Source organism: Pseudomonas sp. CMR5c (assembly GCF_003850545.1).
Taxonomy (GTDB): Bacteria; Pseudomonadota; Gammaproteobacteria; order Pseudomonadales; family Pseudomonadaceae; genus Aquipseudomonas; species Aquipseudomonas piscis.
On the sequence record NZ_CP027705.1, the window covers coordinates 3,154,449 to 3,173,228 of the forward strand.

22 protein-coding genes are annotated in these 18,780 nt (G+C 64.2%); 8 read left to right on the plus strand and 14 right to left on the minus strand.

What is annotated here, in order from left to right; genetic code table 11:
* The first annotated feature begins 107 nt into the window (after positions 1–107).
* Positions 108–1,094: a helix-turn-helix domain-containing protein gene (locus C4K40_RS14575; protein ID WP_022644346.1), complete on the plus strand. Its 987-nt coding sequence runs from the start codon at positions 108–110 to the stop codon at positions 1,092–1,094.
* On the opposite strand, the gene C4K40_RS14580 is transcribed toward C4K40_RS14575, so the two are convergent.
* The 3 genes from C4K40_RS14580 to C4K40_RS14590 form a co-directional block, all read right to left on the minus strand.
* A complete protein-coding gene (locus tag C4K40_RS14580; RefSeq protein WP_256223819.1) occupies positions 1,048–1,386 on the minus strand; it encodes a hypothetical protein in 339 nt (112 codons plus the stop codon). The two genes, C4K40_RS14575 and C4K40_RS14580, sit on opposite strands and share 47 nt — an antisense overlap.
* Positions 1,387–1,686: 300 nt before the next feature.
* Positions 1,687–2,157, minus strand: a complete 471-nt coding sequence (locus C4K40_RS14585; RefSeq protein ID WP_022644348.1) for a YbaK/EbsC family protein — start codon at positions 2,155–2,157, stop codon at positions 1,687–1,689.
* A gap of 165 nt (positions 2,158–2,322) precedes the next feature.
* Positions 2,323–4,209, minus strand: coding sequence for a CocE/NonD family hydrolase (locus C4K40_RS14590; protein ID WP_218188656.1), 1,887 nt, complete (start codon positions 4,207–4,209; stop codon positions 2,323–2,325).
* A 477-nt stretch (positions 4,210–4,686) separates the two neighbouring features.
* Here C4K40_RS14590 and C4K40_RS14595 point away from each other — a divergent pair, with 477 nt between their 5' ends.
* Entirely contained in the window at positions 4,687–5,151 is a 465-nt protein-coding gene (locus C4K40_RS14595) for a hypothetical protein (protein WP_124421313.1), read from the plus strand.
* 17 nt (positions 5,152–5,168) lie between these two features.
* Here C4K40_RS14595 and C4K40_RS14600 read toward each other — a convergent pair whose 3' ends face one another.
* Positions 5,169–5,864: a peptidoglycan DD-metalloendopeptidase family protein gene (locus tag C4K40_RS14600; RefSeq protein ID WP_022644351.1), complete on the minus strand. Its 696-nt coding sequence runs from the start codon at positions 5,862–5,864 to the stop codon at positions 5,169–5,171.
* Between the two features lie 301 nt (positions 5,865–6,165).
* Here C4K40_RS14600 and C4K40_RS14605 point away from each other — a divergent pair, with 301 nt between their 5' ends.
* Positions 6,166–6,357, plus strand: a complete 192-nt coding sequence (locus C4K40_RS14605) for a PLD nuclease N-terminal domain-containing protein (RefSeq protein ID WP_022644352.1) — start codon at positions 6,166–6,168, stop codon at positions 6,355–6,357.
* Positions 6,358–6,596: 239 nt separating this feature from the next.
* Here the strand turns inward: C4K40_RS14605 and C4K40_RS14610 are convergent, their stop codons facing one another.
* From C4K40_RS14610 to C4K40_RS14620, 3 genes are all read right to left on the minus strand, one after another.
* Positions 6,597–8,597 carry a U32 family peptidase gene (locus C4K40_RS14610; RefSeq protein ID WP_053129552.1) on the minus strand — a complete coding sequence of 667 codons (2,001 nt, stop codon included), beginning with the start codon at positions 8,595–8,597 and terminating at the stop codon, positions 6,597–6,599.
* Between the two features lie 113 nt (positions 8,598–8,710).
* Positions 8,711–9,091 (minus strand): RidA family protein, encoded by a 381-nt coding sequence (locus C4K40_RS14615; protein WP_022644353.1) that lies wholly within the window; start codon positions 9,089–9,091, stop codon positions 8,711–8,713.
* 86 nt (positions 9,092–9,177) lie between these two features.
* Positions 9,178–10,128: a LysR family transcriptional regulator gene (locus C4K40_RS14620; protein ID WP_053129555.1), complete on the minus strand. Its 951-nt coding sequence runs from the start codon at positions 10,126–10,128 to the stop codon at positions 9,178–9,180.
* A 144-nt stretch (positions 10,129–10,272) separates the two neighbouring features.
* Between C4K40_RS14620 and C4K40_RS14625 the strand changes: the two genes are divergently transcribed.
* A complete protein-coding gene (locus C4K40_RS14625; protein ID WP_053129561.1) occupies positions 10,273–11,448 on the plus strand; it encodes a M20 aminoacylase family protein in 1,176 nt (391 codons plus the stop codon).
* A gap of 26 nt (positions 11,449–11,474) precedes the next feature.
* A complete protein-coding gene (locus C4K40_RS14630; RefSeq protein ID WP_053129564.1) occupies positions 11,475–12,797 on the plus strand; it encodes an MFS transporter in 1,323 nt (440 codons plus the stop codon).
* Between the two features lie 335 nt (positions 12,798–13,132).
* On the opposite strand, the gene C4K40_RS14635 is transcribed toward C4K40_RS14630, so the two are convergent.
* Together C4K40_RS14635 and C4K40_RS14640 are read right to left on the minus strand one after the other, a co-directional pair.
* Complete coding sequence (locus tag C4K40_RS14635) at positions 13,133–13,696, minus strand: transcriptional regulator (RefSeq protein WP_022644358.1); 564 nt, start codon at positions 13,694–13,696, stop codon at positions 13,133–13,135.
* Between the two features lie 128 nt (positions 13,697–13,824).
* Entirely contained in the window at positions 13,825–14,448 is a 624-nt protein-coding gene (locus C4K40_RS14640) for a TetR/AcrR family transcriptional regulator (protein ID WP_053129568.1), read from the minus strand.
* A 125-nt stretch (positions 14,449–14,573) separates the two neighbouring features.
* Between C4K40_RS14640 and C4K40_RS14645 the strand changes: the two genes are divergently transcribed.
* Together C4K40_RS14645 and C4K40_RS14650 are read left to right on the plus strand one after the other, a co-directional pair.
* Positions 14,574–15,293: an SGNH/GDSL hydrolase family protein gene (locus C4K40_RS14645; protein ID WP_053129571.1), complete on the plus strand. Its 720-nt coding sequence runs from the start codon at positions 14,574–14,576 to the stop codon at positions 15,291–15,293.
* 74 nt (positions 15,294–15,367) lie between these two features.
* On the plus strand, positions 15,368–15,802 hold the full coding sequence (locus tag C4K40_RS14650; RefSeq protein ID WP_022644361.1) for a nuclear transport factor 2 family protein: 435 nt from the start codon (positions 15,368–15,370) through the stop codon (positions 15,800–15,802).
* A 67-nt stretch (positions 15,803–15,869) separates the two neighbouring features.
* Here the strand turns inward: C4K40_RS14650 and C4K40_RS14655 are convergent, their stop codons facing one another.
* Entirely contained in the window at positions 15,870–16,118 is a 249-nt protein-coding gene (locus tag C4K40_RS14655; RefSeq protein ID WP_022644362.1) for a hypothetical protein, read from the minus strand.
* Positions 16,119–16,356: 238 nt separating this feature from the next.
* Here C4K40_RS14655 and C4K40_RS14660 point away from each other — a divergent pair, with 238 nt between their 5' ends.
* The gene (locus C4K40_RS14660) at positions 16,357–16,698 is read left to right on the plus strand and encodes a hypothetical protein (RefSeq protein ID WP_031321672.1); all 342 of its coding nucleotides are present in this window, start codon (positions 16,357–16,359) and stop codon (positions 16,696–16,698) included.
* A gap of 38 nt (positions 16,699–16,736) precedes the next feature.
* Here C4K40_RS14660 and C4K40_RS14665 read toward each other — a convergent pair whose 3' ends face one another.
* The 4 genes from C4K40_RS14665 to C4K40_RS14680 are packed head-to-tail and all read right to left on the minus strand — an operon-like array spanning position 16,737 to position 18,754.
* The gene (locus tag C4K40_RS14665; protein WP_022644364.1) at positions 16,737–17,045 is read right to left on the minus strand and encodes a hypothetical protein; all 309 of its coding nucleotides are present in this window, start codon (positions 17,043–17,045) and stop codon (positions 16,737–16,739) included.
* The gene (locus tag C4K40_RS14670) at positions 17,042–17,320 is read right to left on the minus strand and encodes a transporter suffix domain-containing protein (protein WP_022644365.1); all 279 of its coding nucleotides are present in this window, start codon (positions 17,318–17,320) and stop codon (positions 17,042–17,044) included. The genes C4K40_RS14665 and C4K40_RS14670 overlap by 4 nt, the downstream gene beginning before the upstream one ends.
* Before the next feature lie 59 nt (positions 17,321–17,379).
* The gene (locus C4K40_RS14675) at positions 17,380–18,132 is read right to left on the minus strand and encodes a DUF3313 family protein (protein ID WP_053129573.1); all 753 of its coding nucleotides are present in this window, start codon (positions 18,130–18,132) and stop codon (positions 17,380–17,382) included.
* 19 nt (positions 18,133–18,151) lie between these two features.
* Complete coding sequence (locus C4K40_RS14680) at positions 18,152–18,754, minus strand: TetR/AcrR family transcriptional regulator (RefSeq protein WP_022644367.1); 603 nt, start codon at positions 18,752–18,754, stop codon at positions 18,152–18,154.
* Positions 18,755–18,780: the final 26 nt, after the last annotated feature.

The window sequence follows — 18,780 nt, forward strand, 5'->3', positions numbered from 1 at the left end:
GGCTTCCCCTGCAGCGCATTGGCGACTATCTTGGGCAAGCCTTGTGGTTCCATCTATCCACTTTAAACAGAAGCAAAACGCACCAAAAGAGTGCGTAAGGTCTTCCCATGACGACGTCCAATCCGCTTCAGGTCCAGGCTTTCAAGAGCTTCGATGTGCTCGACCAGGTCCGGGCCACGCCAGGTTGGGTCCAGCAGTACCGGCAGATGTCCCCCGGGCATTTCAATGGCCTGGTGCGCTACCTGGACCTGCAGGGCGTGGAAATTTACGAAGAGCGCATGAATACCCGGGTCGAACAGAACTTCAACGCCCCCGAAGGGGCCCTGGCGTTCTGTTTCGATCGCAGCGACAACGCGCTGTACGTGCTCAATGGCGAAAGCCGCAACATCTGGATCACCCCCGAGAACTACCAGGAGGTGGCAGTGGTGTTCGGCCCCGAGTTCGTCCAGGGCCAGGCCTTGGGAGTCGAGCGCCTCGATGGTTTGTTCATGGCGCCCTTGACCTGCCAGCAGAACCCGTTGTTCTGCCGCTGGCTCAGCGCGACCCTGACCCGGCTGTCACAGACCCTTGATCCACCGAGTCGCGAGGCCCTGGCCCAGCAGTTGCTGGACGATTGCCTGTACATCCTCGACAACGCCTGCGTGCGTCTGGACCCCGGCGGTTTGCAACGGCGCACGGAGGAACGGGCGATCATGCAGCGAGTTGCGCAATGGGCCGCCGATGTCCCCGAGGAAACCCTCAACCTGCTGGAGCTGGCCCAGGTTGCCGGGGTGTCCCTGCGCCAGTTGCAGAGCGCCTTCAAGGGCTTTACCGGCATGGCTCCCAGCCAATGGCTGCGCTTGCGCCGGCTCAACAGCGCCCATCGCGAGTTGCTCAGCCGCGGCCCGGCGGACACCACGGTGGCCGAGGTGGCGATGCACTGGTCGTTCTGGCACCTGGGGCGTTTTTCCAGCAGCTATCGGGCCTTGTTCGGGGAGTTGCCGAGCCAGACCCTGAGGCGCGCGCCCGGGGCCACCATCTTCAACCCACGGGATGGCGCAAGCGCGATTAGCGGAATGTTCCGCAGAGCGCATTACCCTGGTAGCCGTGCATGAGGGGGCCGAGGAACATGAAGGGGCCGCAGGCATGGAAGTCCGAACTGATCTTGCGGCTCGAGCGCAGCAGGGGTACCTCAGTGCCGTTGATGTCGTTGCCGTAGGCGATGGCATTGCTGTAGGACTCGCACACCGGCAGCTTGAGCGGGATCGGCAGGATCACCACCAGGAGTGTGGCGCCACACCATTGTCTTTCGGGCGAGTTCTTCTGCGTGCGCGTGATGACGGGCGTTATGGCATTTTCGATCAGGCGTCGGTGGGCAGCGGTCTTCGATACCTGTTCCTCAGGCATGTCCACCCAGGCACCCACGCAGCCATGGAGTGCGAACGCCGTCAGGGCCAATAGCGCGCCCCTGATGAAAGGAGCAAACGAGCGGGGTGTGGGATGAAACCGGGGAGCGGCTGGCAGTGGGGGCTGCAAATCGTTGTGAACTGCGCAATTGAGTGGAACGTGCATCCTGCACCTGTCGTTGGAATGGGGACTTGCGTGGGGCGACGCATTAGAAACGCCGGCTCGACAGTCGTCAACCGATTCCAGAGGCGCCCGACGCGGCAAGGCGTCGGGTAGATCGCGGGTGCCTTCGCTGCTCTGCTACTTGACGCAGATCACCTGGTGCCTGGGCAGGATGGCGGTCAGTGGGCCGGTAATCCGGAACACGGCATTGGGGGTGCCGGCGGCAGCCCAGACTTCATCGAAGGTCAGCAGGTCTTCATCGACCAACAGCTCGAGCTCTTGCCGGTGCCCGAGCGGTGGCACGCCTCCGATGGCGAAGCCGGTCACCTGTTTGACGAAATCGGCGTCGGCCTTGGTGATCTTGTCGCCGAGCAAACGGGAAATGGCTTGCTCATTGACTCGGTTGGGACCGCTGGCGAGGACCAGCACAGGAGTGTCGAGCGTGCTACGAAACACCAGGGATTTGACGATCTGGGCTTTTTCGCAGCCCAGGGCGTTGGCCGCGTCGTCGGCGGTGCGGGTCGAGTCCGGGAGTTCTTGTACCGTCAGGTCGAGTCCACGCTGGTGGAGCAGGTCCTGGAACTGTTGGGCTCGTTTACTGATGCTCATGGGAATTTCTCCTGGGATGGGAAGGCGAAGAATAGCTGGCGCCGGTCGCCAGGCCGGCGAGCTTGTCCTAGCCAGGGAGCGCGCCTCACCAACCGAGTGCTCAACCTGGCATCCTTGCGGGTTGTCTCGATCAGCATGCGCGCCAAGTGGGGCCTTGGCCCAGTTTCAGCGCGGCAGGTCCGGCCCGACGCCGGCCGGCACTGGTACGGCGTTCGCCCGGCAGGGTTGGCGCAAGGTCGTGGCGCAGTCCGGCAAGCCGCTGGCATGGGTGTAGGGCAGGTAGCCCAGTACCAGGCTCGACGGATGCTGGCGGTCATGCCAGATGCTGTTGGTGGAGGCGTCGGGCAGGTGGCCGAACTTCCAGTAGCCGGTCTGTGACGGCGTATCGATGGTCAGCCGCAGGCTGGAACCGGCGCGGAACACATGGGCGAACTTGTTGATCTCGATGCGCGTGAGGTTGGCCTGGTGGGCCTTGAGCGGGTTCAGCGCGGCTTGGGTGTAGTGGCCGAACGGGCGCAACTCGGTGGAGCGGGCCGGGTCCAGGGCGCGTTTGGAGGCGCGCAGCCAGCCACGCTGGACGAACATTTCCTGACCGTCCGGGCGCACCTCGGACAGGGTCACCTGCAGGTCGGTGTCCTTGGCGGTGGCGCTGATCCACAGGTCCGCCGAGCCTTCGCCATAGAAGCTCAGGTCTTGGGGCAGGGCCGCGGTGGTGAAGGTCAGTTGGCCAGCTTTCTGCCACTCGGCCACTGCCGGCCAGCCTTCGTGATCCGGATCGTTCACCGCCGGGCTCGGCACCGGGTAGCGGTACCGTGATGGCGCGCCGTCAGCGCCAGGTTGGGTATCTGCAAGGATGCCGTCGGGCTGGAGCCACAAGCGCATAGGCCGCGGCCTGACCGGCAGGCTCGGGAAATCGACCACGGCTCGTTGCCGCAGGCTGCCGAGGCCTTCGTCGGGCTGCTCGCGTACTTGCATTTCCTGGAGCAGGCGCACGTGGGGTTCGTTTTCGAAACCGTTGTCCTCGCCCTTGACGTAGTGGGCCAGGAAGCGCTGCAGCATCTGGTCGATGTAGGTCGAGGTGTCATCGGTGTGATGATCGCCGTTGGCCGAAACCAGCCACATATTGCGCGGGTCGATGGTGTCTTCGTAGTAGCCGGCGCGGGTGCCGGTCTGTTCATCCTGCCAGGACTGTACGCCCAGGGTCGGGATGTCGATCCTGGCGGTTTCGCGGATCACGCTGTGTTCGCTGTAAGGGCCGTCGGCGTAGGGATGGGCCAGCAAGCGGTGCAGGTCGAGGTCCGGCCGCTTGGCCTTGTCGATATTGCTTGCCACGGTTTTCGCGCATTGGGTGTCGCCATCCTGGGCGGCAATTTCCGCCGCCTCGCGCCAGTACTCCGGAAACTGCTTCCACCACATCTGGGGAAAACCGACGTTGAGGATTCCACCGGGATAGGCGACGTCCCGGTAAGGGTCGGCCACGTCCTTGCTCGGCGTGATGGCCAGCAGCGACTTGGGCCGCTGGGCCGCGACCCACAGTTGACTGAAGCCGGAGTAGGAGTAACCGATCATGCCGACCCGGCCGTTGGACCAGGGTTGGCGCGCGGCCCACTCGATGGCGAAGGCCCCCGCGGCTCCCACCGATGCGTCGAAGACCCGGTTTTCCCCGGTGGAGCAACCAGTGCCAGGTATGTTCAGCCCCAGCACGGCATAGCCGCGGTCGACCCAGAGTTCGCCGATATTGGGGTTGCTGCCCGCCGAGTAACCGTCGTATTCCACCAGCAGCGGAAATTGCCTGCCACCGCGCGGCAACAGCAGGGTGTAGCGCATCTGGTTGCCGTTGGGCAGGCTGATGTAGCCCCAGGTGCGGATCGGTGTTTGCACAGATGCCGCTTGCTCCGGGCTGGAGGTGTTGGCCCCGGGGATCCCGCCAGCCGGCTGCGCGGGCCCACCACAGGCGGCCAGCGCCAGGCAGGCGCTGAGCGTCAGCGTCTGGCTTAGGCCCCCACCGATTTTGCGCGACGGCGGTACGGGAGTCGTAAGTGTCCTGTTCACTACATCTCTCCATGGAGAAAAGTTGGGATGGAAGTTGTTGTTTTTCGCCGCTGGAGTTTCTCGGCAATGAAGGGGCGAGTTATCAGGCCACTCGATGAAAGTTGAGTGCCGTGGACCATTCCTTGATTTGCAGGCAGATCGCAGCGTCCATGGAGCCTGATAGGGCGAGCCCGGGCGGCGCTGGCTGCGAGCTCGTTTACATGTAATTTAAAGTGAACGAGAATTTAAAAACTGGAGATGGCGAGTGCTGTAGAAGTTGCCTGTCATGACGGGGCCGATCCTTGAGTTAGTTTGAAGTTAGTTGCTGTACATATATGTCTCATCAATCGGGTTCAAGGTCGGTTAAACCATCTCTGATGACAGGCGAGTGCAGGGCTCATCCAGAGTGCTCAGCACCATGATGCTGGCCACTGTGGTCGGGGAGCCGGTGGTTGCCTTGATCGACCAGTACTCGGGCTGGCGTGCCAGCTTCTGGCCGTGGGTAATGATGAGGCCTTGTGCCTGGTGGTAGTCGTGGCACAGGTACCGGCCTCAGGGCAGGGGGGCAGCGTCGGTCTGGGCCAGCAGTTCAGCGTCCTGGGCAGAGGCAACAGCGGGGTGGGACGCTACACCGATCGCTACACCTTCGCTGTGCTGAGTTCGGGATTGCTGCTGGGCTTGGTCCTTTTGGCCTTGGCACTTTGTGCCAGGCAGATGTTGGTTGGTGTCGCGGCATTCCTGGCCATTGGCATGAGCCTGGCGTTGATCGTGCGGGTGATGCGCACTGCCAATCCCAATCCCAATCCCAGGCCCCTGGTCAACAGCGTGCAGGTGTCGATGATCGATGCCGGCCTGGATCGCCCGGGCTGGTTATGGGCTGAAGGCGCCCTTGTGGATTGGCGCCCTGTTGGCGCTGCTGGTTCTGTTGGCGACCAAGGTCAGGGCATCGCTGGCGCCATGTGAACCGCTGGGCTGGGCACTCAGCCCGGTGGCAGCAAGCGCAACGGGTCCACCGGCACGCCGTTGGCGCGGATCTCGAAATACAGCTGGGCGCGATCGGTGTCCTGGGAGCCGGCCTCGGCGATCTTCTGGCCCTTGATCACCATCTGGCCCTCCTTGACCACCAGCTTGCTGTTGTAAGCATAAGTGCTGGTGTAGGACGGGCCGTGCTGGAGGATCATCAGGTTGCCGTAGCCACGCATGTAGCCGGCGAACGCGACCTTGCCGCCCAGGCTGGCGTGGATCGGCTGGCCCTGGGTGGTGGCGATGCGGATGCCCTGGTTGAGCTTGCCGGTGGGCGAGAAACGTCCGATCAGCACCCCACGCAGTGGCCAGGTCCAGCCCTTGAGGGTGACCTTGGGCATCGGCGGCGGGGGCGGCGGGGCCTTGCTCCGGCTGCTGGAGGTCCGTGTCTTGCTGCTGGCCACCCGGGTCGTCCTGGGCGTGCTGCCGCCAACCTTCAGCACCTGGCCGACTTCCACGGTATAGGGCGCCTTCAGGCCGTTGAGTCGCGCCACTTCCTTCCAGTTCGTGCCGTTGCGGCTGGCGATGGAATACAGGGTATCGCCGCGTTTGACCCGGTACTCCCCGGCCTTCAGAGGCCCGGAGCTGGGTGAGTTGGAGCTGCAGGCCGAGAGGGTCAGCAGCAGGGCAATGAATATGAATCTTGCGAACACACGCTATCCATTCTGTCTTGATGGGCCTGGGCCCGGAACGCACGGCCAGCGCTGAATCCAATCGCTGGGCGACGAAGCCGGCAACTATACCTGTTTGCCGAACGCTCGGCGCGTAGTAGACCACCGCAACAGGCTTCGAACTCCCGCCGTCGGAAAAAAAGCCGCCATGGCCATAGTGGCCTAACTCCTGCTCCCGCCAGATAGCCCTGGTTCGCCGGCTCCGTTGTAACGCCTCGGGTCAATCAAACTGAACCCCGGCTAAAGGTTCCTTCCTAAGCAAGTACAGACCGGGAGGAAATCCATGCACATCGAATACATCTGGATCGCGTTGGCCGTCATCGTCTTGCTGATCGAGTTCTGGGCCATCAAGAGCCTGCTGCGTAGCGGGGCCAGCTCCGAAAACAAGGGGGCATGGCTGGTGGTGATCATCTTCGTCCCGCTGCTGGGGTTCTTGCTCTGGTTATGCGTGGGCCCAAGGCAAGCGCATGGTTAGCATCCGGGGCGGGCAGAGACTGAGGCGCGCTGGTCGGCACAGCCGGGGCGGCTTGCGGTGCCGGAGAAGGTAGAGAACGACGGATATCGCCCATGGCATGGGCTGGCAACTGTGGCAGCTGTGGCATCTGGAGCTTTCTGGGGGCTGCCGACAGCGCTGTAGCCGGGGATGCCATCGGCAGATGTGGCCCCTGATCGGAGCTGCGAGCGCGACGGCATTGCGCCGCGCTCGCCCAGCTGTCAGTGCGGCGCGCGGGGGATGGTCTTGAGCAGGTCCTCGGGGCTGATATGGCCAACCACCGAGTCTGCGGCGCTGCCGGGCAGCGGCAAGTCGAGGATATGGCCCTTGATCTTGCCCACCACGTGCATTTCGCAAGGTTTGCAGTCGAACTTCAGGGTCAGTACCTCGTCACCGTGCACCAGCTGCATCGGTGCCACCTTGGTGCGTACCCCCGTCACGCCCTTGGCCTGCTTGGGGCATAGGTTGAAGGAGAAGCGCAGGCAATGCTTGGTGATCATCACCGGTACTTCGCCGTGTTCCTCGTGGGCTTCGAACGCCGCGTCGATCAACTGCACCCCGTGGCGGTGGTAGAAGTCCCGGGCCTTCTGGTTGTAGACGTTGGCCAGGAACGACAGGTGCGATTCGGGGTAGACCGGTGGCGGGTTGCTCTCGGCTTTGCGCGAGCCCCGGGGGTGGGCGGCGATACGCGCGGCGTCCAGGGCCTCGATGGCTTCCCGGCGCAGGGCCTTGAGCTGGGAGTTGGGGATGAAGTAGGCCTGGGGCGCATCCAGCTTGATGTCGGTGGCGTGGTAGCAGGTGGTGCCCAGCTGGCCCAGCAGGTCACGCAATTGCTCCAGGGCCTGCTCCGGCTTGTTGGCTACGCCGAAGGGACCGTCCAGGGCGACGCTGATACCGATACCTTCTTCACTGGTGGCGCTCAGTTCCAGGCGCTCTTCGCGCAGGCGAGCCTGCCAGGCCAGGCCGATGCGACGTTCGGCGGAGGTACGGGTCAGGGCCTGTTGCCAGTTGTGGTCCAGGTTGCGGCTCAGCGGATGGTTGGGACGCAGGCGGTGCAGGCCCTCGGGCATCTCGTTGGGCTCGACGCGATAGCGATAGCGTTTTTCACCGTCTTCCTCGAACTCGCCACGGGCTTCGGCGATGTTGGCGCGGAAACCCACTACTTCGCGCTTGACCAGCAGGTTGAGGCCGTCGCCGTTGGACAATGGCTCGAAGGTCACCACTTGCAGGTCACGCTTGCCGACCTTTTCCACCACGCCCACCGGCAGGCCGGTGAACGTCGGTGAGTCGAACGCGCCGATGTCGATCTTGCGCTCGCTGACGAAGTAGTCGGTACTGCCACGGTGGAAGGTCTTGTCCGGATCGGGAACGAAGAAGTGTGCGGTGCGGCCGCTGGACGCGCGGGCCAGGTCCGGACGGTCCTCCAGCACATCGTCCAGGCGCTGGCGGTAGTAGGCGGTGATGTTCTTCACATAGCCCACATCCTTGTAGCGTCCCTCGATCTTGAACGAGCGTACCCCGGCCTCGACCAGGGCGCGGATGTTGGCGCTCTGGTTGTTGTCCTTCATCGACAGTAAGTGCTTCTCGTAGGCAATCACCCCGCCGTGCTCGTCCTTCAGGGTGTAGGGCAGGCGGCAGGCCTGGGAGCAGTCGCCACGGTTGGCGCTGCGGCCAGTCTGGGCGTGGGAGATGTTGCACTGGCCGGAGAAGGCCACGCACAGGGCGCCGTGGATGAAGAATTCGATGGCCGCGTCGGTCTCGGCGGCGATGGCGCTGATTTCCTTGAGGTTCAGCTCTCGAGCCAGTACCAGCTGGGAGAAACCGGCCTGGTCGAGGAACTTGGCCCGGGCCAGGGTGCGGATATCGGTCTGGGTGCTGGCATGCAGTTCGATGGGCGGGATGTCCAGCTCCATCACCCCCAGGTCCTGGACGATCAGCGCGTCGACACCAGCGTCGTACAACTGGTGGATCAGCTTGCGCGCCGGCTCCAGTTCGTTGTCATGGAGGATGGTGTTGAGGGTGGTGAACACCCGGGCGTGATAGCGACGGGCGAACTCCACCAGCTGGGCGATCTCGCTCACCTCGTTGCTGGCGTTGTGGCGGGCGCCGAAACTCGGGCCACCGATGTAGATCGCGTCGGCGCCATGCAGGATGGCTTCGCGGGCGATACCGACATCGCGGGCAGGGCTGAGCAGTTCGAGGTGGTGCTTGGGCAAGGACATGTTTTTCTAATCAGGCTTATCAGGGTCAAGGCGCGCATTGTAGCGGCGAAACGCTTGCCCGGCACCCGTGTACTGCCCGGTGGCGGCTGCGCACTGGGCGCAGCCGCTTGGCATCAGGCCTTGGCGGCCATCGCGGTGACTTCCACACGCATGCCGGGAACCGCCAGCGCCGCTACGCCAACGGCCGCACGTACCGGCCAGGGCTTGGCGAAGAAACGCTGGTAGACCTCGTTGAAGGCTGCGCGGTCAGCCATGTCGGTGAGGTAGATGGTCAGGTGCAGGACCCGGTCCATGGAGCTGCCGGCGCGCTCCAGGGCCACCTTCAGCGCTTGCAGGGTGCACTCGCTTTGCCGGGTGATGTCACCCAGTTCCAGGCTGCCGTCGGCATGGGTCGGGATCTGGGTGGAGACCAGCAGGCCGCCGAAGCCGGCAACGTCGGAAGAAATGGAGTCGGCGTCCGGGTCGGGCAGGAAGGAAATATCGTGGTTGGCCATGGGCTTTTCTTGTCCTTGGGAAAACGGGCCTCGCATGATGCCATCAATGGCGGCATTTACCAGTCGAGGCGTACGCGGTGAGGGACTCAGAAGAGCAGCTCGAGCATCCCCGCCAGCTGGCGCTGCTCGGGGCTGCGGGAGCGGCCGCAGGCTTTCAGGCTGTCCTGCAGGCACTGGACGAAGCACAGCGCGGCGGTGTCCAGCGGCTGGTCGCGCAGGTGGATCACGCTGACTTGTGCCTCTTCCAGGGTTTCGACCAGGTCCAGGGCCTGGGCCCGGCCCCGCAGGGGGGCGCACAGCAGCATGGGCTCCGGTGAATACCCAAGCATGCCGGCATCCACGATCAGGCTGCTGAGCATGGCACTGGACTGGGCGCCGACGATACGCCCGGCGGCGATGCTCCAGCCGTGGCGCTCGAACAACTGCTGGACCAGCGGGGCAGGACCGGAGGGGCCGAAGTTCATCACCCAGTCGTCCTCCAGCAGCTCGCCCAGGGAGCGCGCCGTGCCGCGCGGATGCCCACAGGAAGCCAGGACCTGCATGCGGTAGCGAACCAGGGGCTGGTGGACGAATTCCTGGGCCGGCAGGGTGCTGGCCGGGCCCAGGGCGAGGTGCATCAAGCCGCTGCGCAGCAATGGCAGGCTCACTGCCTGCAGGCCTTCATAGATCTCCAGCTGGACCGAGGGCAGCGCCAGGCGGAATGCCCGCAGCGTCGGCGCGAGCAAGGTCTGGCCCAGCCAGGGGGTGACGCCTACGCACAGCCGCGCCGGGGTTGCGCCGCGCAACTGCGCCAGTTCGTGCTGGGCCCGCTGCAACTGGCTGGCGATCTGGCTGGCGTGGGGGAGCAGCACCTTGCCTGCCGGCGTCAACCTGGCGCCCCCGGTATGGCGCACCAGCAAGGCCAGGCCTTGCTCCTCCTCCAGCTCGCGCAAGGCTCGGGTCACCGCGGCCTGGGACAACCCCAGGATGCGCGCGGCGGCGCGAATCCCGCCGCCTTCGGCAACGGCCAGCAAGGCTTGCAGTTGATGTAGCTTCACGGCGCTTTCCCCTGAATACCAAAGGTTGTCACGACAACGTTTTTGCGGCTTATGCCGGGCTTTTTCCGGCGCTAGGTTAGCCACTGGGCCAAGACCGGTCCAATCGCCGTTGCAGGCTTTCCTTGTCACCCAGGACATTCCCCCATGCATGAAAGCTGGATAACCCCCGGCATCGCCGAAATCGCCCCGGCCATGATCGAGTTACGCCGGGCGATCCATGCCCAGCCAGAGTTGGGCCATGAAGAATTCCTCACCCGCGAGCGCGTGGCCCAGTGCCTGCAAGAGTGGGGCTACCAGATCCACCCGGCCATGGCCGGCACCGCGCTGGTGGCCACCCTGCGCAATGGCCAGGGCCCGCGCCTGGGGTTGCGTGCCGAACTCGATGCGCTGCCGATCCAGGAGCAGGGCGAGCGCCCCTGGCGCAGCCGCACCCCGGGCAAGATGCACGCCTGCGGCCATGACGGGCACATCGCGATGCTCCTGGCGGCGGCCTGGGAGCTGGCTCGCAAACCTGCCTGGCGCGGGACTCTGCAGTTGTTCTTCCAGCCCGCCGAGGAAGGCCATGGCGGCTCCGGTGCCAGGCACATGCTGGAAGAGCAGGTATTCGAGCGATTTCCCTGCGACGCCATCTTCGCCCTGCACAATTCGCCGGGCATGCCCCTGGGCAAGTTCGGGGTGCTGGCCGGGCCATGCATGGCCAGTACCGATAACATCGTGATCCTGATCCACGGCGCCGGCGGCCACGGCGCGATGCCCGACAAGACCCAGGACCCGGTGGTGATCGGCGCCTCGCTGGTCATGGCCCTGCAGAGCCTGGTCTCGCGCAACGCGCCGCCCAGCGAGACCGCCATCGTCACCGTCGGGGCCTTCCTGGCTGGCGACGCGGCCAATGTCATACCGCAACGCGCGGAACTGCGTTTGAGCGTCCGGGCCTTGCAGCCAGAGGTCCGGCAGATGCTCAGGCAGCGGATCAAGCACCTGGCCGAGCTGCATGCCAGCAGTTTCGGCGCCAGGGCCGAGGTGATCTTCGGCGAGGGCTACCCCGTGCTGGTCAACGATCCGGGCGCCAGCGCACTGGCCGCCCAGGTGATCCGCGACTGGCTGGGCGAGGAGGGGCTGGTGCCGGACATGCGACCGATATGCGCCAGCGACGATTTCGCCTTCTGGCTGGAGCGCGTGCCCGGCTGCTATCTGCTGATCGGCAACGGCGATGGCGCCGGCGGTTGCGAGGTACACCACCCCGGATACGACTTCAACGACCAGGCCTTGCCCTTGGGGGCCAGTTTCTGGGTGCGCCTGGCCCAGCGTTTCCTGACCTGAACCGAACACCCTGAGAGGAACCATCGATGACAACAACAAAAACAACCATCAACTCCATCACCGATACCTGCCATGCCCAGCCCTTGGTGAAGAACCCTCGAGCGATTGCCGCCATCTGCCTGGGCAACGCCCTGGAGTTCTACGACTTCCTGGTCTACAGCATGCTGGCGACCCTGATGGCGCGGCTGTTCTTTCCCTTCGGCGATGATTCGCTGATTCCATTGATGCTGTCGCTGGCCGTGTTCGGCACCGGCTTCGTCATGCGCCCGCTGGGTGGTCTGGTCATCGGCCTGTATGCCGACCACGCCGGACGCAAGGCGGCATTGCGCCTGACGCTGTGGTTGATGGCCACGGGTTCGCTGTTGTTCACCGTGGCACCGACCTATGCCCAGGCTGGCCTGTTCGGACCGGCGCTGATCATCATCGCGCGGCTGATCCAGGGGTTCGCCGTGGGCGGGCAGATCGGCAGCTCCACCACCATGCTGATGGAGTATGCGGACAAGCATTCACGGGGCTACTACTGCAGTTGGCAAACCTTCAGCCAGAGCCTGGGCATCGTCTTTGGCGGTGTACTGGTGATGAGCCTGAGCAATCTGCTGAGCGCCGAGGCCATGGACAGCTGGGGCTGGAGGCTGGTGTTCGCCATTGGCATCCTGGCCATTCCGGTAAGCGAATACATCCGCCACCGGTTGCCGGAGACTCCGGTGCACCGCCACCAGGGGCGCCACGGCGATACCGCCGCCCATTCCCTCAGGTTGCTGTTGGGCCACCCCCGGCAACTGGCGGCGGGAGTGCTGCTGGTGATCGGCGCCACGGTGCCGATCTACACCATCCAGTTCTACCTGGCGAACCACGCCATCAGCGTGTTGCACATGCCCCTGGGGATCGCCACCTGGGCTGCCATCTTCGCTTGCCTGCCACCCTTGCTGTTGTCGGCCCATGCCGGGCGCTTGAGCGATCGCATTGGCCGGCGCAAGTCGATCTTCTGGCCTCTGCCGATCCTGCTGCTGGCGATCTACCCGGCGTTCCTGCTGATCAACCAGCACCCGCACATCGGTGTGCTGCTGGCGCTGGTGACGCTGCTCAGCATCCCGTTGACCTACACCATAGTGCCCAACATGGCGCTGCTGCCGGAGCTGTTCCCGGCGCGCATACGGGCCAGCGGCATGTCCATCTGCTATTGCCTCGGAGTGGCGGTATTCGGCGGCTTTACCCAGTTGTTCGCCACTGGCCTGGTGAGCCTTACGGGCAGCCCCAATGCTCCGGCCTGGTACATGTTCGCGGCGATCGTGCTGTGCCTGGCGGGGCTGAAGCTGGCGCCTGAAACGGCAGGCAAGCAGCTGGACTGAGCGGCGAGGTGGTAGTCAGGGGCAGGGCAGTTGGATACTTTAACGGATCTCATGAGTCAATGTTGGCTCATTGGAGTCTTGAAAGTATCTTCGTTCCACTCCGGAACTGCTCCGGGCGTTTCATCGGCAATCCGCGTGCGCAGGGAAGGCGCTGACACCGTCCCTCGGGTTCCAACAGCACGCAGTGCCATGGCCGCGTCGCCCTGCCATGGTACGGATGGATTTGTCGGTCCAGCTCCTTTGGTTGGCCGCAACCAGCCAGTTTTGCCCCGTTGGCCCCAGGGGCGCGGGGCTTTTTTATGCTCCGGCAAGGCACCGGAGCAAGAGGCGAGGGCTCAGGCAGGCTTGGTGGCGATGGCGCCGTGGAGGAACATCTGCTCCACCACATTGGCCGAGTTGGCGCTGGCCGCGCGGCCACGGCGCTCGGCATCGACGATGCCGAAGATCAGGGTCAGGAACAGCTCGGTGAACACCTGGGCGGTGATGTCGATACGGAACACCCCCAGTTGCTGGCCTCGCAGGAAGAACGCATCCAGGGCATCGGTGTAGAACTGCCAGCGCTCGTCCTCGCCATCGTTGAGCATGGTGTCGGGACGGTACTGGAACAACAGGAATACCAGCATCTCGCGGTGAGCCAGGTGTTCGCTGACCAACGTGCGCAGGGCGGCCACGGGTTCGTCATGTTGCAGGTCGGTGCCGTCGATGATGCGTTTGAGCACGCCTTGCCCATGGTCTTCCATCATCTGCAACAGCTTGTCGCGCGTGCCGCAGAAGCGGTGCAGGGTGGCCTTGCTCACTCCGGCGAGTTCCGCCAGCTCCTTGAGGGTCGCCCGCGGACGGTCGACGATGGCCTGGGCCAGCGCCTTGATGAGTCGTTCGTCTTGAGGGGTCAAGAGCATCAGAGGGCCTCTAGTCAGTTTTCAATTGCACGCATTGTGCAGAAATAGTCGTTGGCTTCAACGTAAATGACCGCTTCGGCCAGGAAAATGATCGTTCCAGCGGGCTTTTGCCGCTGATCGCCTGGGGCTCAACCCGGACTGCTGGCCCGGAACAGCTGTTGCAGGCCTTGCAGGGTGCTGTCGACGAAGCGCTCGTCGCTGGTGCCCTCGGGGAAGTCCAGCACTCCGTGGATCACCAGGGACGCCAGGCCGTGGGTGTAGGACCAGCCGGCGAGGGCGGCCCGGCGCACCTCGGCGCTCTGCACATCCTGCTCCAGCAGGCCGGCGATGATCCGCCGCAGTTCACCGAAGGCCTGCTCGCGGGCGCTGCCCAGTTCCGGTGGCATGTCGCCGCCGGCGAACTCCGGGCCGAACATCAGCTGGTACAACGCGGGATTGCCCCGGGCGAAACTGAAATAGCTCAGGCAGGCGCTGCGCAATCGTTGCACGCCGCCGCAATCGCGGTCCTTGAGTACCAGCACCGCCGCCAGCTCGCGAAACCCCTGGGCCGCCAGGCTGCCGATCAACTGCGTGCGGTTGGCGAAGTGGTGATAGGCGGCGGTGGAGCTGACGCCGACCCGCTCGGACACCGCCCGCAACGACAACCGGGTCGGGCCTACTTCCTCGAGCAGCGTCCGGGCGGCGTCCAGCAACTGCGGCGCCAGGTTGCCCACGTGGTAGGAGTCGCGCGAGCGCGGGTAATTCTTGGTCATGCACGGCTCGAAAAGGTCGGACGGAAGGGTTGGCGCGCGGCGAATCTTAGCATGATGAAGAATCTTGACGCTGTTAAGATTGCGCCGTAGCCTGCGTGCCACCACTGCCATCGGGTGCATGGATCATGATCGAGAGCCTGTTCAGGATCGTCCTGGGGCCGCTGCTGCTGGCCCAGGGGCTGTATGTGCGTCGGTTCACCCCCAGGCTGCCCGAGCCCCAGGGGCCGCGAGCCGGCAGCTGTGGCCAAGGCCCATCCCTGCGCCTGCTGGTCGTCGGCGATTCGGCCGCCGCCGGCGTCGGTGTGAGCCACCAGGACGATGCCCTGGCCGGCCAGCTGGCGACCTGCCTGGCCCGTGACTTCAGCCTGTCCTGGCAACTGCTGGCCGAGGCTGGCCTCGATACCCGGCAATTGTTGCGCAGGATCGAAGACAGCCCCGGGCAAGGCTTCGATGCGGTGCTGGTGTGCGTAGGAGTCAACGACGTCACCAGCGCGATTACCGCCGAGGCTTGGCTGGAGTGCCTGGCGACGCTGGTACAGCGCCTGCGGCAACGGTTCCGGGTACATCAGGTTTTGCTCTTGCGCCTGCCGCCGATGCATGCCTTCATCGCCTTGCCGCAGCCTTTGCGCTGGTACCTGGGAAGCAGGGCGCGGCACTTCAATCGCCTGCTGGAACAGTGGAGCCGGGATCAGCCCCAGGTGACGCTGCTGGGCGACTCTCTACCACTGGATGCCAGCCTGCTGGCCGCTGATGGTTTTCATCCCGGAGCACCGGCCTACCGGATCTGGGCCGAGCAGTCCGCGACCTTGCTGCGCCAACGTTTTGCCGCGCCGGTTGGCGCCTGAAACGCCCTCGCTCCCGGACCGACCGGGGCCGAGGGTTCTTGAGACGTACCCTTGAAGCTGGATAGGAGAACCCGATGTCCGAATTGAAACTGCATCCCCAGGCCGACGCTTCCTTGAAACGCTGGCACGCGATGGTCGAGCGCGAGGATCTCGGCGACCTGCCCGAGTTGCTCGACGCCAATGTACTATTCCGCTCGCCCATGGCCCACACCGCCTATCCCGGGGCTCCCGTGGTGGCGAGCATCTTGCGCACGGTGCTGCAAGTCTTCGAGGATTTTGCCTACCACCGGCAACTGGCCACGGCCGACGGTTTGAGCGTGGTGCTGGAGTTCAGCGCACGGGTCGGCGACCGGCAGCTCAAGGGGATCGACATGATCCGCTTCGATGAGCACGGCAAGATCGTCGAGTTCGAGGTGATGGTTCGGCCCATGAGCGGGTTGCAGGCATTGGGCGAAGAGATGGGCCGGCGCCTGGGGGCCTACCTGGCCGCCAGCAAGTCCGGGGCCTAGGACTTTCGCATCCGGGGGCGGCGTGCCATCGGCCGCCGCCGAGTGCTGTCTGGCCGGGCAGGGGGCTTCAGGCTGGTGGCTGGCTCAGCCAGGACGCCACCACTCGTCGGTCGAGTTCCTCCCAGTCAGCCATGCCCAGGACCCGGGTGGTGTTCAAGCCGCGCAGGTAGCCACGCAACTGGTAGGCAACGGCGCGTCGCTCTTGCGAGTCGGTAGCGCTATCGCCCAGGGCGGTTTCATAGTCGATGAGATAGTCGGCCACTCGCTCACGGAATTCCGGCAAGACGGCATCACGAATCAGGTCAAAAGTTCGCACGGGGATTTCCTTTTCTATTTGTATTCGGGCTGTCAGGCAGTCTGCACGTGGCGTAACTATCGGTTCAAGTAATAGTGACAATCAAGAAACACCTATTCTGCTGCGCCCGCCAATCAGGGAAAATCGCCGCCGTCACAGACGCCGCCCCCTGGCGTCTGGAGTCCATTGATGAACGCAGCGGCGGCGCCGTGACGCCGAACCGCTGTGCACCGAACCAGACTTTTCCAGGATTTCACCGATGCGTGTTGCACCCGTTGTTGCCTTGACCCTAGGTTCCCTGCTGCTGAGCGCCTGCGCCACGGCCCCGAACGACCCGACCCTGGTCATGCAGACGAACAAGACTCCCGCCGAATACGCTGATTGCGTAGTGCCCAAATTGCGTGACCAGGCGCTGGCCCCCACGGTTTCCCAGACCCAGCGCAGCTACCGGATCGTAGTGCCCAGCAAAGTGGCGGCCAACAACGTGCTGGAGGCGTACAAGGCGCCCAATGGCGGCAAGGTGTTCCTCTACGAGCGCCATTTGCTGGCGTCGAGCTTTGCGCCCTCGAACTTTTCCCGGGCCGCCCAGGATTGCCTGTAACCGGCTGAAATGAGTCGCCCTGGTGTGCCGGGGCGGATTCAACCCGCCGTTTCGAGCAGGTGTTCGATCCGGGCCAGTTCCCAAGTGCTGAGCAGGCTGACCGGATCGGTACCGAAGCGTTGCCGGGTGTCGAGTTGCCATTGCAACCCTCCGGGGGCCTGGCAGCTCTGGCAGTGCAGCAAACGCCCACCGTCCAGTTCCAGCATCAGGCGCCAACCCTCGATATCCACCCTGAGGGGATCAGTCTTGCATGGTCGATCCAGCACCTGTAGCCGATGGGTGCCCAGGGCGGCTTCGCGCAGGCGTTGGCAAACCGTGCGGGCGTCGAGGGCAGGGGGCTGGTTCATGGTGTTTGCTTGTCATCCGTGGTTGGCGGTTGTTTTTCGTGGCGGCGCAACAACCGCCGGGCCCCGAGCTTGAGTTGTCCCCAGTATTCCTTGCCGAGGATGGCCATGACCACCAGGGTCAGCAGTTCGCCGAACAGCGCCAGGGAGGGAATGACCAGGGCCTTATGGGGTATCTCGAGGAACGGCAAGATAGGCAGCGCGATCCAGTAAAGCAACACCAGCGCCAGCAGCGACAAGCCAATTTTTTTCCGCAACCCCGTGGTTTTTTCTTTCATATCCAACCTCTTGTTGCCAGGTTACGGCGAACCTGCGCCGTCCCTCGCACCGATTCGTCTTAGCGGGCAGCACGCCCGAGTGGAGAGAAGAAGCCAGCCGCTTCACCGGCGAATCTTCGTGCCAGGGCCCGGGCATGGGCGGCGCGTTGGTAGCTGTCGAGGATGTCCGCGAACCCGGCATCGTCGGCCAGTAGCAACAACGCTTGTTGTTGCCCGCTGCGGCCATCGACGGCTTCGAACTCCACGGACAGTCCACCGTTCTTCACCGGGCCCAGCAGCAGGGTGGTCATGGCATTGATGACCGGCGAGGCTTCAGCGACCCGGGTGATGCGGGTCCTGACTATCAGGGTGTCGGTGCCAGGGTTGCGCGGTGTAAGCATGAAGCTGCGGCTCAACTCGGCTTCCAGGGATTGACGCAGGGTACGTTCGACTTCCAGCGCTACCTCGGGAGTGACCTGCCGGGCGACTGCCGCCGTTACTTGCAGCGGTGCCACCAGGACCTGGGCATAGTGCCCGCCACGAGCCGCCTGGGGAGTGATCCCCATGCCGTGCTCACCGATCTTCTGCAGCCCCTGGTAGCTCTTGGCCTGGCCCGAGCGCGTGACCTGGGGAGTAGTGCAAGCGCTGAGCAGGAGGACGGCGATCGCGATCAGTAGCCAATGATGGTTCTTGAGCTGGCTTGGTGAAAAATAAACGGAGTACTTCGTCTCGTTATTGGGCAAAAAAAAGCCCATCGGCGAGGGGCGTTTTTCGTTGATGCCCTGGCCGCCCCGGGCAAGGGCGTTGGACAGGCGCGAGAGAGGGTTCTGCATAGTGTGGCGATCCTGGGTTTCATTGATATTGAGGAGTAAGCAGGTAGGTCCGGACGAAATCGCCCAGGGCTGTTGCGGCCTGATTGGCGTCGATGGCCAGGCCCAGGCTCAGCTCCAGCCACAGGCCGCTGAACAGGGAAAACACCAGGCCCGCTGCACCCAGGGGCGACAGTTCGGGGCGAATCCAGCCTTCACGCTGACCGGTGGCCAGGAGCTCGCCCAGTTCGATGCGCATCCGCTGGTCCATTTCGATCATCCGGCCGTGCTGGTTGCCACGGGTCACTTCCAGCCAGCTGTCCAGGCTGAGATCCAGTTCTCCTGAATGCAGCTCGGCCAGCAGTTCCTCGGCGCTGATCCTGGCCAGCGCATGCAGGCCTTCCTTGCTGAGCAGTTGCCGGATCTGGTTGGTGTAGCGCTCGATCTCGATCTCGACAATCGCATCGATGATCTCGCGCTTGTCGCGGAAATAGCGGAACACCGCGCCGGCACTCATGCTCGCCCGTTGGCAGATGTCCTCGGTGCGGGCGCCATGGAAGCCCTTTTCCTTGAAGACACGGGCGGCCGCCAACAGGATCTGTTCGCGGCGCTGTTCATGCAGTTGTTCGTTGCGGGTACGGGCCATGGGAACTTGCTTAATAATCGGACTGA

Bases quoted from the DNA above. Each gene is read 5' to 3' on its own strand.
- C4K40_RS14575 (WP_022644346.1), top strand. From the start codon at position 108: ATGACGACGTCCAATCCGCTTCAGGTCCAGGCTTTCAAGAGCTTCGAT.
- C4K40_RS14650 (WP_022644361.1), top strand. From the start codon at position 15,368: ATGTCCGAATTGAAACTGCATCCCCAGGCCGACGCTTCCTTGAAACGC.
- C4K40_RS14670 (WP_022644365.1), bottom strand. From the start codon at position 17,320: ATGAAAGAAAAAACCACGGGGTTGCGGAAAAAAATTGGCTTGTCGCTG.
- C4K40_RS14585 (WP_022644348.1), bottom strand. From the start codon at position 2,157: ATGAGCATCAGTAAACGAGCCCAACAGTTCCAGGACCTGCTCCACCAG.
- C4K40_RS14580 (WP_256223819.1), bottom strand. From the start codon at position 1,386: ATGCCTGAGGAACAGGTATCGAAGACCGCTGCCCACCGACGCCTGATC.
- C4K40_RS14640 (WP_053129568.1), bottom strand. From the start codon at position 14,448: ATGACCAAGAATTACCCGCGCTCGCGCGACTCCTACCACGTGGGCAAC.
- C4K40_RS14605 (WP_022644352.1), top strand. From the start codon at position 6,166: ATGCACATCGAATACATCTGGATCGCGTTGGCCGTCATCGTCTTGCTG.
- C4K40_RS14635 (WP_022644358.1), bottom strand. From the start codon at position 13,696: ATGCTCTTGACCCCTCAAGACGAACGACTCATCAAGGCGCTGGCCCAG.
- C4K40_RS14665 (WP_022644364.1), bottom strand. From the start codon at position 17,045: ATGAACCAGCCCCCTGCCCTCGACGCCCGCACGGTTTGCCAACGCCTG.
- C4K40_RS14645 (WP_053129571.1), top strand. From the start codon at position 14,574: ATGATCGAGAGCCTGTTCAGGATCGTCCTGGGGCCGCTGCTGCTGGCC.
- C4K40_RS14630 (WP_053129564.1), top strand. From the start codon at position 11,475: ATGACAACAACAAAAACAACCATCAACTCCATCACCGATACCTGCCAT.
- C4K40_RS14625 (WP_053129561.1), top strand. From the start codon at position 10,273: ATGCATGAAAGCTGGATAACCCCCGGCATCGCCGAAATCGCCCCGGCC.
- C4K40_RS14610 (WP_053129552.1), bottom strand. From the start codon at position 8,597: ATGTCCTTGCCCAAGCACCACCTCGAACTGCTCAGCCCTGCCCGCGAT.
- C4K40_RS14615 (WP_022644353.1), bottom strand. From the start codon at position 9,091: ATGGCCAACCACGATATTTCCTTCCTGCCCGACCCGGACGCCGACTCC.
- C4K40_RS14660 (WP_031321672.1), top strand. From the start codon at position 16,357: ATGCGTGTTGCACCCGTTGTTGCCTTGACCCTAGGTTCCCTGCTGCTG.
- C4K40_RS14675 (WP_053129573.1), bottom strand. From the start codon at position 18,132: ATGCAGAACCCTCTCTCGCGCCTGTCCAACGCCCTTGCCCGGGGCGGC.
- C4K40_RS14680 (WP_022644367.1), bottom strand. From the start codon at position 18,754: ATGGCCCGTACCCGCAACGAACAACTGCATGAACAGCGCCGCGAACAG.